The following is a 16094-nucleotide window of genomic DNA, read 5'->3' on the forward strand; positions in this document are numbered from 1 at the left end:
CCGGGGTAGCACAGATGCCGACCGACACACCAGCGGCCGGACGGCCCACGATATTGATCCCCCAAGGAGAAAGAATCCTCATGGCCCTTCCCGTTCTCACCCCCGAGCAGCGCCAGGCCGCACTCGTCAAGGCGACCGAGGCCCGGCAGGCACGGGCCGCCCTGCTCGCCCAGCTCAAGAGCGGTGACCTGACCCTGGACGACCTGTTCAAGCGCGATGACGACACGGCCAAGAAGATCAAGGTGTCCCAGGCCCTCCGCGCCCTGTCCGGCATAGGCCCGACCAAGGCGGCGGCGCTCATGGAGCGCGCCGGCGTCGACGACAAGCGGCGCATCGGCGGCCTCGGCGTCCAGCAGCGCCGCAAGCTCGTCGAGGCGGTTTCCTCCTGATCGTCCGGCCGGCGGCGGGAGCGGCGGAGAACGTCCTTCCCTCGCCGGCCGATCTTTGGCCACCCCTGCCATTCTCCGCGGCGTCGAGAGCGCATAGTCTCCCAATAACGACATGGCCGCGGGGAGGCGACCCTTTGAGCAAGCTCACGGAAGACGAGCGCAGGGATCTGCAGGACATCCTGTCGAGCCCCGAGCTCAACGATCCACGCGTGCACGCCGACCGGGAGGTCGGCCAGCAGCTCGCCGATTTCTTCCGCAAGGACATGCCGGACGTGGACGAGGTGGTCATCGGCCGCATCTTCCTGCGCACCGCGGTGACCATCACCCAGCTGGGCGACGCCGGGATGCCTTTGGAGCAGATCGCCAACATCCTCACCCTGAGCGCCCTGGACCTGACCGCCCTGGAGCTCGCCCGCGAGACCGGCCCCTGACCGCCCGAGACCGCCAGGTGGAACGCCGGTGCGATGAGCGCCATGCACACCTCCCGGCCAGGGCCCACAGATCGGTTGAGGACCCACGGCCGGTCGGCCGCCTGGTCGAACCCTGGCGGGAGGCGCTCATCTACATCATCACCGTCAGTCGCGCACCGGGATGAACCCGGGAATCCACCCCTGGCGCACGGCACTGGAGATGTCGCGATGGCGGAAGGTGCTCGTGTGACCGGTGTTGTAGACACGGCGGGTCTTGTTCCACCCGGTCGCGTCGTCGACGATGGACACGTGGCTCCATGCCCCGTTCGCATGACCGGGCTTGCGCCAGATGATCAGATCGCCGATGCGGACGTCGTTCAGCGTCCGACGCCAGCCGTTGGCGAGATCCAGCCGGCTCCGAGACCTCAGGTGCTTGGCCTGGTCGATGACCAGCCTCCACGACCTGGTGGTCACGTGCATGATCCCGTCGGCGGAGTTCCGGGCGTACCAGTTGTTGATGTTGTTCAGGCTGCCGCCGGCGTACCCCTTGACCTGGACGAGACCACCACCGTGGTGCAGCACCCTGGAGATGAAATCGGCGCAGTCATTGGAGTAGTAGGTCCGGGTGTTCCAGTTACGGTCCGCCCAGCGGACGGCGCCGGCCTCGTCGTAGGGCTTGCGGCGAGACGCGGTCTCCGCGAGCGCCCTTGAGGCGGCGGGAACGGCGCCGGGAGCGGCATCGCCTGTGGGGAACCCTTGGGCGTCGAAGGGGATCACCGGAATGTCGGCCGGAGGCGCTTCCTCGTCCGGGCCGGTGGCGTTGACCTGGGTCGGGGCGCCGGCCGCGGCGTCGACCTCCTCACCGTCCCAGAGCCGTGCGAGCCCGATGGACGATGGCGAGCCGACCTGGAAGACGTAGTCGAGGGTCTTGACGGCCTCGCTCGTCTGCGGGTCGGCGGTGCCGTCCCGCTGCGTGGCGGTGGTGGTGAGCGTGGCGCGCACGGTGACGGTGCCCTCGGCCGCCGAATAGCTCGCGAGCGGGTAAGAAAGGTCGACGGTCGAAGCGGTCTGGACCGACCCGTGGTCCTTCAGTGCCTTCCCGTAGTCCACCAGGCCCCCGGCGACGGTCCGCATGGCCACGTCGAACAGCACACCCTTGGGGCTGGCGCCGACCGCCTGGGCGGCATCGGCGTATCTGCCCTCGATGAGAGCCTCCTTCGCCAGGTGATACTGCCGCACGGCGTCGATGTACTGCCGCGCCCCGCCCGGGACCGCGACGGGCCACACCTGGCCGGTGGAGACCCAAGGGCCGGTGCCGTAGGCGGTCCTGGTACGGACCTGCACGCGGTAGGAGGTGCCGTTGGCGAGCCCGGTGATGAGAGCGGTGGTGGCTTCTTGGGTCAGCGACGCGACGACGCGGTCCGCGCCGTCGCGAACCTCGACCTCGAAGCTCGGCGTCTCGATCTGGGCCCCGACGTCCCCGGGAAGGGCCCACGCCGCCAGGAGTCCGCCGTCTCCGGCCCGGGCGGTGACGATGTCGACCCTGCCCGGAGCCGTCGGCGGAACATACGCGACGTTCACCTTGATCGAGGAACCGGCGTACGTGGACACGTCGCCGTCGGGCAGGCGGAGCACGAAGCCCTGAGCGTCCGGCTCGTTCCAACCCTGAGCGATGCCGGTGATGTCAATGCTCGGAGCGGCGATTCCGGTGGTGGCGAACGCATCGGACACGAGCGCACCGGCCACATCGGCTCCGGTGGGCGTCGCGGGCAGCGCGCTCTCCAACTCGAACGCCGAGAGCTCGGCGGTCGTCGGACAGGCGCCAGAGCAGGTGGGAGCGCCGAGCGTGAGCACGGCCGAGGTGATGGTCGAGCCGGCGGGTATGGCTCCGAAGTCGGCCTTCAGACGGGTGATGTCCTCTGCGGCGCCTGAGCCTCCGACCCTGACCAGACTGGAGGCCCCCATAGGGCAGTCGCCGCCGCCACACGCGCCGGGGGCGGCTCTCGCCGTCTCGATCGTCACCTCGTCGGCGCCGATAGTGGCGTTCCGCGTGGCGGGAGCCGGCGGTGGCGCCTGCGGGGTGAGTGGGACCAGCGCCGTCCGCGGACCGCAGGAGTCTTCGTCGCACGCCTCCATCCGCCACCTGTACTGCTCCCCGGCCTCGACCAGGCCATCAGGGATCCGCAGTGTGACCCGCTGCCCCCCATCGACGGTTCCCTCACCGAGCGGCGAGGGCCCGACCGGATCATCGTCGCCGTCGTACAGGTAGAAGCGTCCGGTCACAGGGCGGTCCGAGGCCCGGCCGACCACGCCTGACAAGATCTGGACGCCCTCTTCCAGCCTGGTCGCCAGGGCGGTGGGAGTGGTGGGCGCGTCGACGGAGAAACCCTGCCACACGGACCATGCGCCGGAGTCGTTGGCATCGCCTGCCCGCGCGCGGAACGCGTAGACGCCAGGATTGTCCAGCTTGCCCGGCGGGACGGTCCAGGTCGCCGCGGAGCCGGAGATCACCGGGCCCGTCCTCCCTGTGGCGACGACGGTGCTCCGGTCGTCGCCGCGCGCGACCTCGAAGGTGTAGGCGAGAGTCCCCTCGTCGGGGTCCGAGGAGGTCGCCGACAACCGCGGGGCCACGCTGGCGACGACCAGGTCCTCTCCGGCCGCGACCGCCTTCGGAGCCGCGGCGAGCCGCGGAGCGTCCGGCGGGCTGTTCTTGAAGTAGGCAGACACGTCTACGGAGACCGACGCGGCGACCGATCCGGCGTTATGGACGACGATCTTGCCATCGAACCCGACCCGTACCGCGGTGGAGGCGGTCCCGGCCGACACCGCGTCATAGGCCACGGTGTGCGTGCCCGGCTCGGTGGCACCGGTGGGGTAGACCTCGATGGCTCCGGTGCCACTGGCGCTCCTGGCGGTCACCGTGAGCGCGAGCGAAGACGCTCCCGTGGCCGGCACCCCGCCGAGACCCGCCGGCGCGAGGCTCCTGTCGCCGCCGGCCGGGATGCTCACGGCATTGAGGAGCCGGGCCGGGCGCAAGGGCTGGAACGTCGCGCCGGACGGCGAGTCGGTGGCTCGGGTGGTGTAGCCGGTCGCATCCACCCAGACGCTGAGCGGGCCGCCCCCGAGGTTGTGTAAGTTGATCTTTCCGTCCGCACCGAGCTTCGCGATGAGAAAGTTCTGCTGCAGGGAGCCGCCCGGGTAGTCGATCGCGGCGTCGGCGGGGAACACGTCTCCGGCCGGATAGACCCGCAACGTACCTGTACCGGCGCCCTTCGCGGCCACTGTCAGGGCGACCGCTTCCACACCGGAGCCGGGAATGCCCCCCTTGCCCTGCGGCTGCAGCTCGTAATTGCCGAAGGCCGGGATGGTGATTCCGTCGCCGATCCGGGCGGGGACGTCCAGCCCGACATAGGTGCTGCCGGCCACCGACCCGGCTCTCGCCAGGGTGTAGCCGTGGACGTCCAGATAGGCGCGGATCGCCACCGTGCCCTTGTTCGCGACATTGATCTGGCCGTTCGCGCCCACCTTGGCCACGATCATGTTGGCGGCGAAGCTGGACCACCGATAGCTGAGCGCCGTGGTGCCGGGCTCGGTCTCACCGGACGGATAGACCGTTACCGACCCGGACGCGGCGGCCCCCTGTCCCTTGGCGGTGACGACGAGGGCGACCGAGGCCACATCGGCCGCCGGAACACCCGCCACTCCGGCGACCTGGACGGTGGTGGTCGCTCCGGCCGGGATCTCGATATTGTTCGCGACCCGGCCGCGCATGGGGAAGAACTGGCCGGCGGCGGGCGTGAGGGCCGGAGCGGTCATGGCGGACGCCGTCGCGGGGGACGCCGCGGCGGCGTTCACGGCGGACCCCATCATGAGGCCGACCGCCGTCAGCCCGGCGAGGAGGGTCGAATCCCACGAGGACCTGGACGAATGCTTGGTCATCCTTCTCCTTGATGCGTACCCGAGACGGGTGGACGCGAGAGATGGCGAGACTCGTACCGGCCCGAAAGAAGACGTGATGAAGTACAGGGCCGGCCGGATCCACCGTTCGATTGCTGCAGGATCGAGCCGATGGGGCGTACGTGCCATGCGAGACCGGACCGCGCGTCGTGCGGTCATGGTCCCGCGTCCGGGGCGCCACAGGCGGCTTGTGGCGCAGGTGGGCGGGGCGGGCCGCTGTGGACGCCGGATGACGGGTCAGGTGCGCCGAGCCGGGGGACTCAGCGATCGGTTGAAGCGTCCTGTCAGGAGGCCGGGTCCGGACTCGCCCCATAGGGTCGCTGGATCAACGTAACAACGCGAGACCGCCGGGGCGTCATGCGGCAGATTGACGTCTCGTCGAACATCGGCGGTAGGGAGCGCCCGCCGTCTGCAACTTCCGCGGTACGCCTGTATGGCGCGACATGGGGGTTCACACCCTGAGCTGCGGTGATCCGCTGCCTTCGACGCTGGGCGAGCACGTTCGATCAGGCGCCGGCTTCAGACGAGGCCGGCGTGTCCGCCGGCCAGGAGGCACTGAGGCCCGGTGGGCGGCCGGAGGCCCGGCAGGTTGACCACGATCGCCTCCTGGGTGCTGCGCGCGATCACCACGACGGCCTCGTTGTCGGGGTCGGGGTTCTCCTCCCGGTGCGGCACGAACGGCGGGACGTAGATGTAGTCGCCCGGCCGGGCGTCGATGCGCACCTCGCGCGACTCGCCGCCCGAAAGGTCGAGGAAGACGAACGATGGCGTGCCGCTGACCACGTAGATGGCGGTCTCGGATTCGCCGTGGTGGTGGTCGGCCGAGACGGTGGCGGGCGCGACGTGCGTCTGGCCCATCCACAGCCTGCTCGATCCAGCGGTGGCCTCGCTGATCGCGGCCCGGCGGACCATCCCCGGCGTCTGCGCGGTCTCCGCGCTGAGGCCGCCCGGTGCCACGTGGTGCAGGCGCCGGTGGAAGGGGCCGCCGGGCGTCTCGTGATCCTCGGGCATGGGACCTCCTTCGCGCCGGCCCGGCGAGTGCCGCTCGCCGGTCTCGCCGAATCATAGGCCGCGGGCCCGCCGACCCGCGCGCCACGCCGAACCCCTGAAGACGGCCAGAGCGCCCGGCTCCCGGGGTCCGGGGGCCAGGCGCTCCGTTTTCCGGCCGGAGCCGAGGGTTAGCGGACGACCTTCACATAGTCGGTCGCCGACGACCCGTACAGGCCGCGAGAGCCCTCGAACACGACCTTCCACGTACCGGACCAGTAGGCCGGGATCTTCGTGTAGAAGCTCCCGTCCGGGTTGGTCTCGATCGTGTCGACGTACTCCCACTTGCCACCGTGGGCGCGGTGGAAGTACACCTTGATGTCCTGCCAGCCGAGCCGGTTCCAGTTGTGCCAGCGGTGGTCGGCGCCGCAACGGTTGTCGCCCACGACGTAGGCGTCACCGTTCCACCACCAGTCGCCGTAGCACCGGGCCGTCTGCAGCTTGCCCGAGAGCGAGAGCTTACGACCCTTCTTGACCGGCTCGGGGCTCGCGTCGAACCCGGCGATCCGCGTCGCGCGCGGACCGTGGTGCGAGCGAACCTGCGCAATCTTGACGAAGAAGGAGGCCTCAGCCTCGACGACCTTGCCGTTCTTGCCGGTCGCCGTGACGTGGACGAGCCACTTCCCTGCCGGATCGTGCCGGTCGAGAACGATGGTCTTGTCCGAGACCTTCCAGTCCGAGTCGCTCTTGGACGCCTTCGTGGCCCCGGGGCAGGGGTTGCAGTCAGGCTGCCCGCCCTTGCCCGTGGGCTCGAAGTCGATCTTCACGTCCTCGGCGGCCACGGTCGAGACCGTGGCCGTGACCGAGACATGATCGCCTCCACGAATGACCACCGGGTTGGGGGTCACTCGGATGGATTCGATGCTGACCGTGGTGTCCGGCGCCTCATCCGCCATCGCGGGCGCCGCCACCGAGAGCGCCGAAGCGCCCATGGTGGCCGCCACCAGAGCGGTGGCGATGCGTTTCATCATGCGGAACTTCCTCTCCCCGTAGAGAAAGGCATCCCAGGTGGGGGTGTGCCTACGTCATAGACGTCGAAAAGGGGGGAAAAGTTGCGGGGCCCGCGCCAGAAGATTCGTACATATCGGACACGCAACTAGATTGTTATACGCGAATGAGGGGATATGTCCTAGTTATGCCCTCTGTGTCGGACCGCTCGGGTGACGCCGGCGTACTGCCGGGTGCCCGGATACACGACGCGCCATACCCCGTGCGGGCGGTTCCTCACGCGCCGGGCGAAGCTCCCCTCGCGGTTGGTCCGCGCCGCGGCCACGCTCTTCCATTTCCGCCCGCCGTGCTTCCTGAACTGGAGCGTCACCCGCTGCCGGGGGAAGGACCAGTAGTCGAACCTGCCGGTCGGGTCCACGCGCATCAGCGTCCCGGTCATCAGCAGGGCCCCCGGCCGCTTGGGCGCCCGGGCCGCGCGCACCCCGGTGAGCGTGCTCGCCTTCCTGAACAGGAACGGCGTGGCGGCCGTCGTCCGGCCCCCCCGGGCGCCCTTGGCGGTGGCGACCGCCCTCCACCGCCCCGCGGGGTACCACCGGGTGAGGCGCACCGGCGGGTTGAACCGCCAGACCTCGAAGCCGCCGCCGTCGGCAGCGGCGGCCGGGGGCGGCGCGGCGGACCGCGCCCGGCCCCGCCGCCCGTCCGGCTCGACGCGCAGGGTCACCCCGCGGGGGCCGGCGACGCCCCGGGCCTCCACCTCGACCACCAGCCGCACACCGTGACCCGGCCTCGCCACCGGAGCGCGGGGAAGGACGCGGACCGATCGGATGACCGGCCGGTCGACGACGGAGAACGCGACCGTGGAGGGCGGCGCCGCCTCGGCGGGCACCCCCGTGCCCGGTGGGGCCGCCGCGAGCGGGACGGTCACGCGCGCCCTCACCGCCGCCTCCGGCGTCCCGGCCGCGGACGCGGGAAGGGCCGGGCAGGCCTCCGCCAGGACCGTGAGCGCGGCCAGCCCCGCGGCCGACGACGTGAGGAAACGTCTCATGGTCATGGCCTGGAGGCTAGGCGGCCGACGGTAAGGGGCACGGGGCCGACACGCCCCGTGCCCGGCAAAACGCCCGCGCTCAGACCTGGTACATCTCGTCGATGAGGGCGGCGTACTTGGCGTGCACGACGCGGCGCTTGAGCTTGAGGCTCGGGGTCAGCTCGGCGCTCTCGGCGGTCCACTCGACCGGCAGCAGGTGCCAGCGCTTCACCTGCTGGACGCGGGCGAGCTTGGCGTTGGCCGTCGCGATGGCCGCGTCCACCTCCTTGAGCACGTCGGGGTGCTCGGCCAGCTCGGCGAGCGAGGCGAACTCGATGCCGCGCCCCTTGGCCCACACGGGGGCGACCTCGCCGTCGAGGGTGAGGATGGCCACCACGTAGGGCTTGCGGTCGCCATAAGCGAGGGCCTGGCCGATGAGCGGGTGCTCCTTGAGGAGGTTCTCGGTGTTGGCGGGCGAGATGTTCTCGCCGCCGGCGGTGATGATGAGCTCCTTCTTGCGGTCGACGATGCGGACGAAGCCGTCCTCGTCGATGGAGCCCACGTCGCCGGTGTGCAGCCAGCCCTCCTCGTCGATGAGCTCGGCCGTGGCCTCCGGGCGGTTGAGGTAGCCGCTGGTGTTGGCGAGGCTGCGCGTGAGGATCTCGCCGTCCTCGGCGACGCGCACCTCCACGGCGGGGAAGCGCCGCCCGACGGTGCCGAGCTTGAACATCTCGGTGCTGTTGCCGGTGAACGCGCCGCTGGTCTCTGTCATGCCGTAGACGTCGACCACCCGCATGCCGAGACCGGCGAAGAACCGCTGCACCTCCAGCGGCATCGGGGCGGCGGCGGTGGCCAGCCAGAGCGCGTTCTCGAAGCCGATCATCGAGCGGATGATCGACAGCAGCGCGGCGTCGGCCTCCTCGTAGGCCGCGGCGACCTCGGCGCTCGGAGTGCGGCCGTACTGGCACGCCTCGACGTAGGCCAGCCCGGCGGCCATGGCCGCGCGGACCTTCTCCTGCTGCTCGCCGGGCTGGGTGGCCAGCAGGGCCTGCAGGCGGGCCTGCATCTTCTCCCACACCCTCGGGACGCCGAAGAAGAACAGCGGCTTGACCTGGGCGAGGACGCCGCCGAGCTCGGCGAGGTCCGGGCAGAAGTGGACGTGGTACACCTTGAACAGCGGGATGTACATGCTCAGCACGCGCTCGGCGATGTGGGCGTAGGTGAGGTAGGAGATCTGCGACCCGTGGTCGGGCAGGTTGGTCAGGCGGACGCTGACGGCGACCTCGAAGCAGATGTTGGCGTGGGTCAGCGGCACGCCCTTGGGGTTGCCGGTGGTGCCGGAGGTGTACAGGACGGTCAGCACGTCGCCCGCGGTGACCGCGGCGGCCCGCTCCTCGGCGGCGGCCGGGTCGGCGGCCAGGGCGCGCTCGCCGAGCGCGAGGAAGTCCTCCCAGCTCATGAACAACTCGCCCTCGGGGCAGTCCTCGAGCACGATGACCTTGCGCAGGCCGCGCAGCTCGCCCAGGATCGGCGTCCAGCGCGCGAGATCGGCGGCGCCCCCCAGCACCACGATCTTGGCGTTGACGTCTTCGGCGACGAAGGCGACCTGGTCGGGGGCGAAGGTGGCGTAGATGGAGCACGCCATCCCGCCGGCGTGGACGGCGCCGAGGTCGGCGAGCACGTGCTCGGTGCGGTTGACCATCATCAGCGCGACGGCCTCCCCGCGGCCGAGGCCGAGGGCGGCGAAGCCGGCCGCGATCGCGAGCACCCGCCGGCGGGCCTGCGCGTAGGTCAGGGTCGTCCAGCCGTCACCCGACCGGTCGGAATAGGCGGGCGCGTCGGGAAAGCGCTCCGCCGTGAGTCTGAGCTGTTCGCAAATGGTGTGGCCGGCGATCTCTTGCTCGATTTCCTGACGTTCGGCAAGGACCCGGGGGTCGGCCATTTCGCCTCCAGAAGTGCCCACTTACACGAGTGGGATGCATCGCACCACAGGTGTTCACGGCAAACAAGTCCCTGGAAGTGAGAAGAGGCACCGCGCTCGTCCCTTCGGTGTGCCGCGAACCCATTCCCTTACGCTCGGTATTCAGCCGGTACGGAATTCCGGATCTGATTATTCGGACATTAAGCAATAAAACCGGCATTAGACACGTTAGGTCCACAAAGCACGCTCACCGGTCGGCTCCGTCCTGAGCCGCCGGGGTGAGGCGAGGCCGGGCGGGCCGAGGGGACGGGGGACCCATCGCATGTCGCGGGAAGTCAGCACGCAGGTGGAGGAGCACAGGGTCTTCGGCCACCCGCGCGGCATCGTCACCCTGTTCCTCACCGAGATGTGGGAGCGCTTCAGCTTCTACGGGCTGCGCGCCATCTTGTTCTTCTTCCTCACCGCCACCGTCGCCCAGGGCGGCATGGGGCTGCCCAAACCGACGTCCACCGCGATCGTCGGCGTCTACGGCGCGCTGGTCTACCTGCTGGCACTGCCCGGCGGATGGATCGCCGACCGCCTGCTCGGAGCCCGCCGCGCCGTGCTCATCGGCGGGTCCGTCATCATGCTCGGGCACATCAGCATGGCGATCCCGCTGCGCGGGCAGGGACTCGTCTGGCTCGGCCTGGCGCTGATCGTCGCCGGCACCGGGCTGCTCAAGCCGAACATCTCGACGATGGTCGGCGCCCTGTACCCCGAGGCCGACAACGCCCGGCGGGACGCCGGCTTCTCCATCTTCTACCTGGGCATCAACCTCGGCGCGTTCGCCGCCCCGTACGTGGTCAGCAACCTGGCCAAGGACGACCGCTGGCACCTGGGCTTCGGCGCGGCCGCGGTCGGCATGGCCATCGGACTGACCCAGTACGTCGCCGGCGGGCGGCACCTGCGGGGGGCCGGGGAGACGCCCGGGCACCGCCTGACCTCCGAGGAGCGGCGCCATTTCGGGATGATCTCGGCGATCGGCCTGGGCGGCGCGGCGGTGGCGCTCGCGCTGTGGGCCTGGAGCGGGACGCTCACCATCGACCGCTTCACGGTGGCGCTCACCATTCTCACGATCATGGTCCCGGTCGGCTACTTCGCCTACATCCTGCTCGGCAGCCACAACCTGTCCACCGGCGAGCGGGCGAAGATGAAGGCCTACATCTGGCTGTTCATCGCCGCCGCGATCTTCTGGATGATCTACGACCTGGCTCCGACCGTGCTGAACGACTTCGCGGCGGAGCGCACCGACCTGCGGATCTTCGGGCAGCCGATCACGGCGGCCACCACGCAGTCGTTCAACCCGCTGCTGATCATGATCTTCGTGCCCGTCTTCGCGATCCTGTGGGTGAGGCTCGGCGGCCGGGTGGGGGCGGCCCAGAAGTTCGCCTTCGGCCTTTTCATGATCGGCGTCAGCTTCGTGGTGATGGCGCTCGCGGCGCGACTCGCCGAGACGGGCCGGATCTCGGTCTGGTGGCTGTTCCTGGTCTACCTCATCCAGGTCTTCGGCGAACTGTCCCTCAGCCCGGTCGGGCTGTCGGTGACCGTCGAGCTGGCCCCGCGCGCCTTCCGCAGCCAGATGCTCGGCGTCTGGTACCTGTCGTTCGCCGTCGGGGACGCCATCGGCGGCCAGACCGCACGCCTGCTGCGCTACATGTCCGAGCCCGCCTACTTCTCCACGCTCGCCGCCATCGCGGTGGTCGCCTCCGCCGTCCTGCTGGCCTTCGCCCGGCGGCTGCGCGTGCTGATGGGCGAGCTGTGAGGCCGCCCATCAGCACGGGGACGGGCCGATGTCACAGGGAAGGGGTCAGCGCCGCGGCGGGCGGCGAACGGTAGGCGGCGGACGGACCCGGCGACGCGGCGTGCGCCCACGCCGCGGCCAGGCGCGGCACGGCGTCGGCGAGGGTCCGTTGCGGCAGGGTGAACGGCAGGCGCAGGTAGCGCTCCAGCGTGCCGTCGACGCCGAACCACGGGCCGGGCGCGAGCCGCACGCCCTGGGCCGCCGCCGCGTCGGCGAGCGGCGTGGCGATCGGTGAGTCCAGCCGCACCCACAGCGAGCCTCCCCCGCGCGGCTCGGTGAAACGCCATGCGGGCAGCTGCGCGCGCAGCGCCTCCGCCAGGGCCGCCCGCGAGGCGCCGAGCGCGCCCGCCCGCTCGGCCCTGGCCTGCTCGATGCGCTCGAACAGGTGGGCCACCGCGAGCTGCTCGACGAGCGGCGCGGCGATGTCCACCCCGGCGCGCAGGACGGCCAGGCGGCGGACCAGCGCGCTCGTGGCGCGGATCCAGCCGATGCGCAGCCCTCCCCACCACAGCTTGGAGGCGGACCCGATGCTGATCACCCGGCCGTCGGTGTCGAACGCGGCCAGCGGCTGGGTGGCGGGCACGTCGTCGACGGCCAGCTCGGCCCAGCTCTCGTCCACCAGCAGCGTCGTGCCGTGGCGGCGGGCGGCGCTCACCAGATCGGCCCGGCCGGCGTCGTCCATGAGCAGGCCCATGGGGTTGTGGAAGTCGGGGATGACGTAGGCCAGCCGGGTCGCCGACTGGCGCATGGCGCAGGCCATCAGGTCGACGTCCCAGCCGTCGTCGGGGAACCCGACCGGCACCAGCCGGGCGCCGCGCAGGCGGGCCGCGTCCAGTACGTGGGGGTAGGTCGGGGACTCCACCAGCATCGGGTCGCCCTGCCCGGCGAACAGCGTCAGGAGCAGGTGGATGGCGTGCTGCGCGCCGCCGGTGACGAGGATCTGGTCGGGGCGGGTCGCGACGCCGCGGGCGCCGTACCGGGCGGCGATCGCCTCGCGCAGCGGCCGCACGCCCACCGGGTCGTAGCCGGCGCCGAGGCCGTAGCAGGGGTAGTCCTCGACCGCGGCGGCCAGCGCCTCGGGGAGCAGGGACGTCGCGGGCGGCGCGGCGGCGTGCAGCGGGACGAGGCCGTCGTCGCCGGCGGCGATCCAGGGGTTGTCGGTGCCGAGCGAGCCGGGAGCGGGCAGGGCCGTCCAGCTGCCCGAGCCCTGGCGGCTGTCGAGGTAGCCCTGTTCGCGCAGCCGGTCGTAGGCGGCGGTCACGGTGGTGCGGCTGACGCCGAGCGCTCCGGCCAGGTGGCGTTCGGCCGGCACGCGCACGCGGGTGGCGAGGCGGCCGTCGAGGATGAGCGCGCGCACGCGGTCGGCCAGCGCCCGGTAGTACGGGCGGGTGTCCGGTGGCAGGTCGACCAGTTTGGCCAGCCATGGCCCACTGACATATCGCTCCATAAGGCCACTTTCTCTGATTGGCCCTTTAACGACAAGCCAACGACGCCGGAACATGGCCGCACTATGACTGAGATCTCCCTCCCGCGCCTCGGCCCGCTGCCCGGCCGCCTGCTGCGCCTGTACTCCGGGCTGTTCCTCTATGGCGCGGGCATCGCGCTCCAGGTCGAGTCCGGGCTGGGCAACGACCCGTGGGACGTCTTCCACCAGGGATTGTCCGTCCGCACCGGATGGTCGATCGGCACGTGGATCATCGTGGTCGGCGCCGCCGTCATGGTGTTCTGGATCCCGCTCAAACAGCGCCCGGGCATCGGCACGCTGAGCAACATCCTGTTCGTCGGGCTCTTCGCCGACCTGGTGATCTGGATCCTGCCCACGCCGGCCCCTCTGGCGGCACGCTGGGCCTACCTGCTCTCGGCCGTCGTGCTCATCGCCGCCGCGACCGGCCTGTACATCGGCGCCGGCCTCGGCCCGGGGCCCCGGGACGGCCTGATGACCGGGCTCAACCGGCTCGGCCTGTCGATACGGCTGGCGCGCACGCTGGTCGAGCTGACCGTCCTTGCCACCGGGTGGCTGCTCGGCGGGACCGTGGGCGTGGGAACGGTCGTCTTCGCGTTCCTGATCGGCCCGCTCACGCAGTACTTCATGCCGCGGCTGCGCCCGCGGACCCGGCCCTGACCTCCCGGCCGCAGGCCCCCCTCCGCCGAGGCGTGCGCCGGAACCTCCTCGGCGTACTAGCGTGACGGCATGCGGATCGAGGACTACGCGCTCATCGGCGACATGCAGTCGGCCGCCCTCGTCGGGCGGAACGGGTCGATCGACTGGTTGTGCCTGCCCCGTTTCGACTCCCCGTCCTGCTTCACGGCCCTGCTGGGAGACGAGCGCAACGGCCACTGGTGGATCGGCCCGGCCGGCCCCGAGCGGCCGCTGAGCACCCGGCGGCGCTACCGCGAGAACACCCTCATCCTGGAGACCGAGTGGGACACCGAGGGCGGCACGGTGCGGGTCACCGACTTCATGCCGCCCCGGCAGGCCAACCCCGACCTGGTGCGCGTGGTCGAGTGCCTGGCCGGCAGCGTCGAGATGGGCACCCTCATCCGCATCCGCTTCGACTACGGCCGCATCGTGCCGTGGGTGCGCCGCACCGACGGCCTGCTCCAGGCCATCGGCGGGCCCGACTCGGTCTGGCTGCACTCCCCCGTGCCGTTGCAGGGCGGCGACTACTCCCACAAGGCGACCTTCCGCATGTCGGCCGGCGACCGGCTGGCGTTCGTGTTCACCTGGCACCCCTCCCACTCCCCCCGGCCTCCCGAGATCGACCCGATGACCGAGCTTTCGGAGACCGAGGCGATGTGGCGGCAGTGGGTCGGCCAGTCGGCCCTCGCGACCGACGACCGCTGGCGCGAGGCCGTCGTCCGCTCGCTGATCACTCTGAAGGCGCTCACCTACTCCCCCACCGGCGGCATCGTGGCCGCGCCCACGACCTCGCTGCCCGAGGACATCGGCGGGGTCCGCAACTGGGACTACCGCTACTGCTGGCTGCGCGACGCCACGATGACCCTCGACGCGCTGATCGGCGCCGGCTACGTCGACGAGGCGCGCGACTGGCGTGAGTGGCTGCTGCGCGCCATCGCCGGACGCCCGCAGGACCTGCAGATCATGTACGGCGTCGCCGGCGAGCGCCGCCTGCCCGAGATGGAGCTGCCCTGGCTGGAGGGCTACGAGGACTCCCGCCCGGTGCGCCTCGGCAACGCCGCGGTCGACCAGCTCCAGCTCGACGTGTACGGCGAGGTGATGAACTGCCTCTACCTGGCGCAGGCGTCGGGGCTGGCCACCATCTCGCGCACGTGGGCGATCCAGCGGTCGCTGATGGACTTCCTCGAGTCGCACTGGGACGAACCGGACGAGGGCCTGTGGGAGGTGCGCGGGCCGCGCCGGCACTTCGTCCACTCCAAGGTGATGGCCTGGGTGGCCGCCGACCGGGTGATCCGGCAGGTCGAGCGGTTCGGCCACACCGGCCCGGTCGACCGCTGGCGCGGGCTGCGCGAGCGCATCCACGCCGAGATCCTGGCCAAGGGCTACGACTCCGAGCGCAACACCTTCACCCAGTCCTACGGGTCCAGCGAGCTGGACGCCGCGCTGCTGCTGATCCCGCAGACCGGCTTCCTGCCGCCCGACGACCCCCGCGTCACCGGGACGATCGAGGCGGTCGAGCGCGAGCTGATGTCGGACGGCTTCGTGCTGCGCTATCCGCTGGCCCACCAGAACTCGGTGGACGGCCTGACGGGCGGCGAGGGGGCGTTCCTCGCGTGCAGCTTCTGGCTGGCCGAGGCGCGGGCCATGGTGGGAAGGCGCGAGGAGGCCGTCGAGCTGTTCGAGAAGCTCCTGTCACTGCGCAACGACGTGGGGCTGCTGGCCGAAGAGTACGACCCCCGCTATGGACGCCTGGTCGGCAACTTCCCGCAGGCCTTCAGCCACGTCCCGCTGATCCACACCGCCCACACCCTCTCCGGCTCCGCCGGCGCCCTCCGCCACACCGCGCTCCTCGGCTGAGGGCCCCGCCGCATCCCGGCCCCCGCCGAGCCCTCGAGCGACGCCGGGACGTCTGAATTTCAGCTGCCGTCCGGCGTACTGCTCCCGTACGCTCGATGGCAGACGATCGGAGAGACGCGGATGTTGGAGGAACTGGTCGCCACCGCCGGGACGACGATCGTGGCGGCGATGGCGACGTCCGCTTGGGACACCGTCCGTCACCAGGTCGCCGAGTTCGTCCGGCGCTTCGGGGCCAAGGAGCAGGCCGACGCGGCGGAGGCCCTGCTGGACGGCAACGCGGCCCAGATCGAGCGGGCCAAGGATCCCGAGAAGGCACGTACCCGGCTGCGCGGCGGGTGGGAGCAGATCCTGGAGGATCTCCTGGCCGACAGGCCCGACGCCGCTGACGAGCTGCGGAGTCTGGTGACGCGGGCGCAGGCGGCGTTGCCGCCGGCCCAGCGCACCTGGGTTCAGACGATCACCGCGTCCGGGCCGGGCTCGGTCGCGGCGGGCGCGATGGGTGGCGACGTCATCTTCCACGCCCCGGTGACCGGCCCTCCCCCGGTCCAGCAGTGAGCCGCG

At 71.1% G+C, this 16094-nt stretch carries 12 protein-coding genes; 6 read left to right on the top strand and 6 right to left on the bottom strand.

Annotated elements, in window-relative coordinates; all coding sequences use genetic code 11:
• Window positions 1-80: 80 nt before the first annotated feature.
• Window positions 81-389 (top strand): integration host factor, actinobacterial type, encoded by a 309-nt coding sequence (gene mihF, locus ACFO60_RS18045; RefSeq protein ID WP_380841552.1) that lies wholly within the window; start codon window positions 81-83, stop codon window positions 387-389.
• Window positions 390-523: 134 nt separating this feature from the next.
• On the top strand, window positions 524-820 hold the full coding sequence (locus ACFO60_RS18050) for a hypothetical protein (RefSeq protein WP_380841553.1): 297 nt from the start codon (window positions 524-526) through the stop codon (window positions 818-820).
• 144 nt (window positions 821-964) lie between these two features.
• Here the strand turns inward: ACFO60_RS18050 and ACFO60_RS18055 are convergent, their stop codons facing one another.
• From ACFO60_RS18055 to ACFO60_RS18075, 5 genes are all read right to left on the bottom strand, one after another.
• Window positions 965-4738, bottom strand: coding sequence for an amidase domain-containing protein (locus ACFO60_RS18055; RefSeq protein WP_380841554.1), 3774 nt, complete (start codon window positions 4736-4738; stop codon window positions 965-967).
• 537 nt (window positions 4739-5275) lie between these two features.
• Window positions 5276-5767 carry a cupin domain-containing protein gene (locus ACFO60_RS18060; protein WP_380841555.1) on the bottom strand — a complete coding sequence of 164 codons (492 nt, stop codon included), beginning with the start codon at window positions 5765-5767 and terminating at the stop codon, window positions 5276-5278.
• A gap of 167 nt (window positions 5768-5934) precedes the next feature.
• Window positions 5935-6774: a hypothetical protein gene (locus ACFO60_RS18065; RefSeq protein WP_380841556.1), complete on the bottom strand. Its 840-nt coding sequence runs from the start codon at window positions 6772-6774 to the stop codon at window positions 5935-5937.
• Between the two features lie 158 nt (window positions 6775-6932).
• Window positions 6933-7802, bottom strand: a complete 870-nt coding sequence (locus ACFO60_RS18070) for a hypothetical protein (RefSeq protein ID WP_380841557.1) — start codon at window positions 7800-7802, stop codon at window positions 6933-6935.
• A 73-nt stretch (window positions 7803-7875) separates the two neighbouring features.
• Window positions 7876-9717: an AMP-dependent synthetase/ligase gene (locus tag ACFO60_RS18075; RefSeq protein WP_380841558.1), complete on the bottom strand. Its 1842-nt coding sequence runs from the start codon at window positions 9715-9717 to the stop codon at window positions 7876-7878.
• A 301-nt stretch (window positions 9718-10018) separates the two neighbouring features.
• On the opposite strand from ACFO60_RS18075, the gene ACFO60_RS18080 reads away from it, so the two are divergent.
• On the top strand, window positions 10019-11497 hold the full coding sequence (locus ACFO60_RS18080) for a peptide MFS transporter (protein ID WP_380841559.1): 1479 nt from the start codon (window positions 10019-10021) through the stop codon (window positions 11495-11497).
• A gap of 31 nt (window positions 11498-11528) precedes the next feature.
• On the opposite strand, the gene yczR is transcribed toward ACFO60_RS18080, so the two are convergent.
• Window positions 11529-12983, bottom strand: coding sequence for a MocR-like transcription factor YczR (gene yczR / locus ACFO60_RS18085; RefSeq protein ID WP_380841560.1), 1455 nt, complete (start codon window positions 12981-12983; stop codon window positions 11529-11531).
• A 63-nt stretch (window positions 12984-13046) separates the two neighbouring features.
• On the opposite strand from yczR, the gene yczE reads away from it, so the two are divergent.
• From yczE to ACFO60_RS18100, 3 genes are all read left to right on the top strand, one after another.
• The gene (gene yczE, locus ACFO60_RS18090) at window positions 13047-13658 is read left to right on the top strand and encodes a membrane protein YczE (protein ID WP_380841561.1); all 612 of its coding nucleotides are present in this window, start codon (window positions 13047-13049) and stop codon (window positions 13656-13658) included.
• Window positions 13659-13727: 69 nt separating this feature from the next.
• A complete protein-coding gene (locus ACFO60_RS18095) occupies window positions 13728-15533 on the top strand; it encodes a glycoside hydrolase family 15 protein (RefSeq protein WP_380841562.1) in 1806 nt (601 codons plus the stop codon).
• Between the two features lie 120 nt (window positions 15534-15653).
• Window positions 15654-16088, top strand: a complete 435-nt coding sequence (locus ACFO60_RS18100) for a hypothetical protein (protein ID WP_380841563.1) — start codon at window positions 15654-15656, stop codon at window positions 16086-16088.
• Window positions 16089-16094: the final 6 nt, after the last annotated feature.

The organism is Sphaerisporangium dianthi, assembly GCF_042654065.1.
In the GTDB taxonomy this organism is placed as follows: Bacteria; Actinomycetota; Actinomycetes; order Streptosporangiales; family Streptosporangiaceae; genus Sphaerisporangium; species Sphaerisporangium dianthi.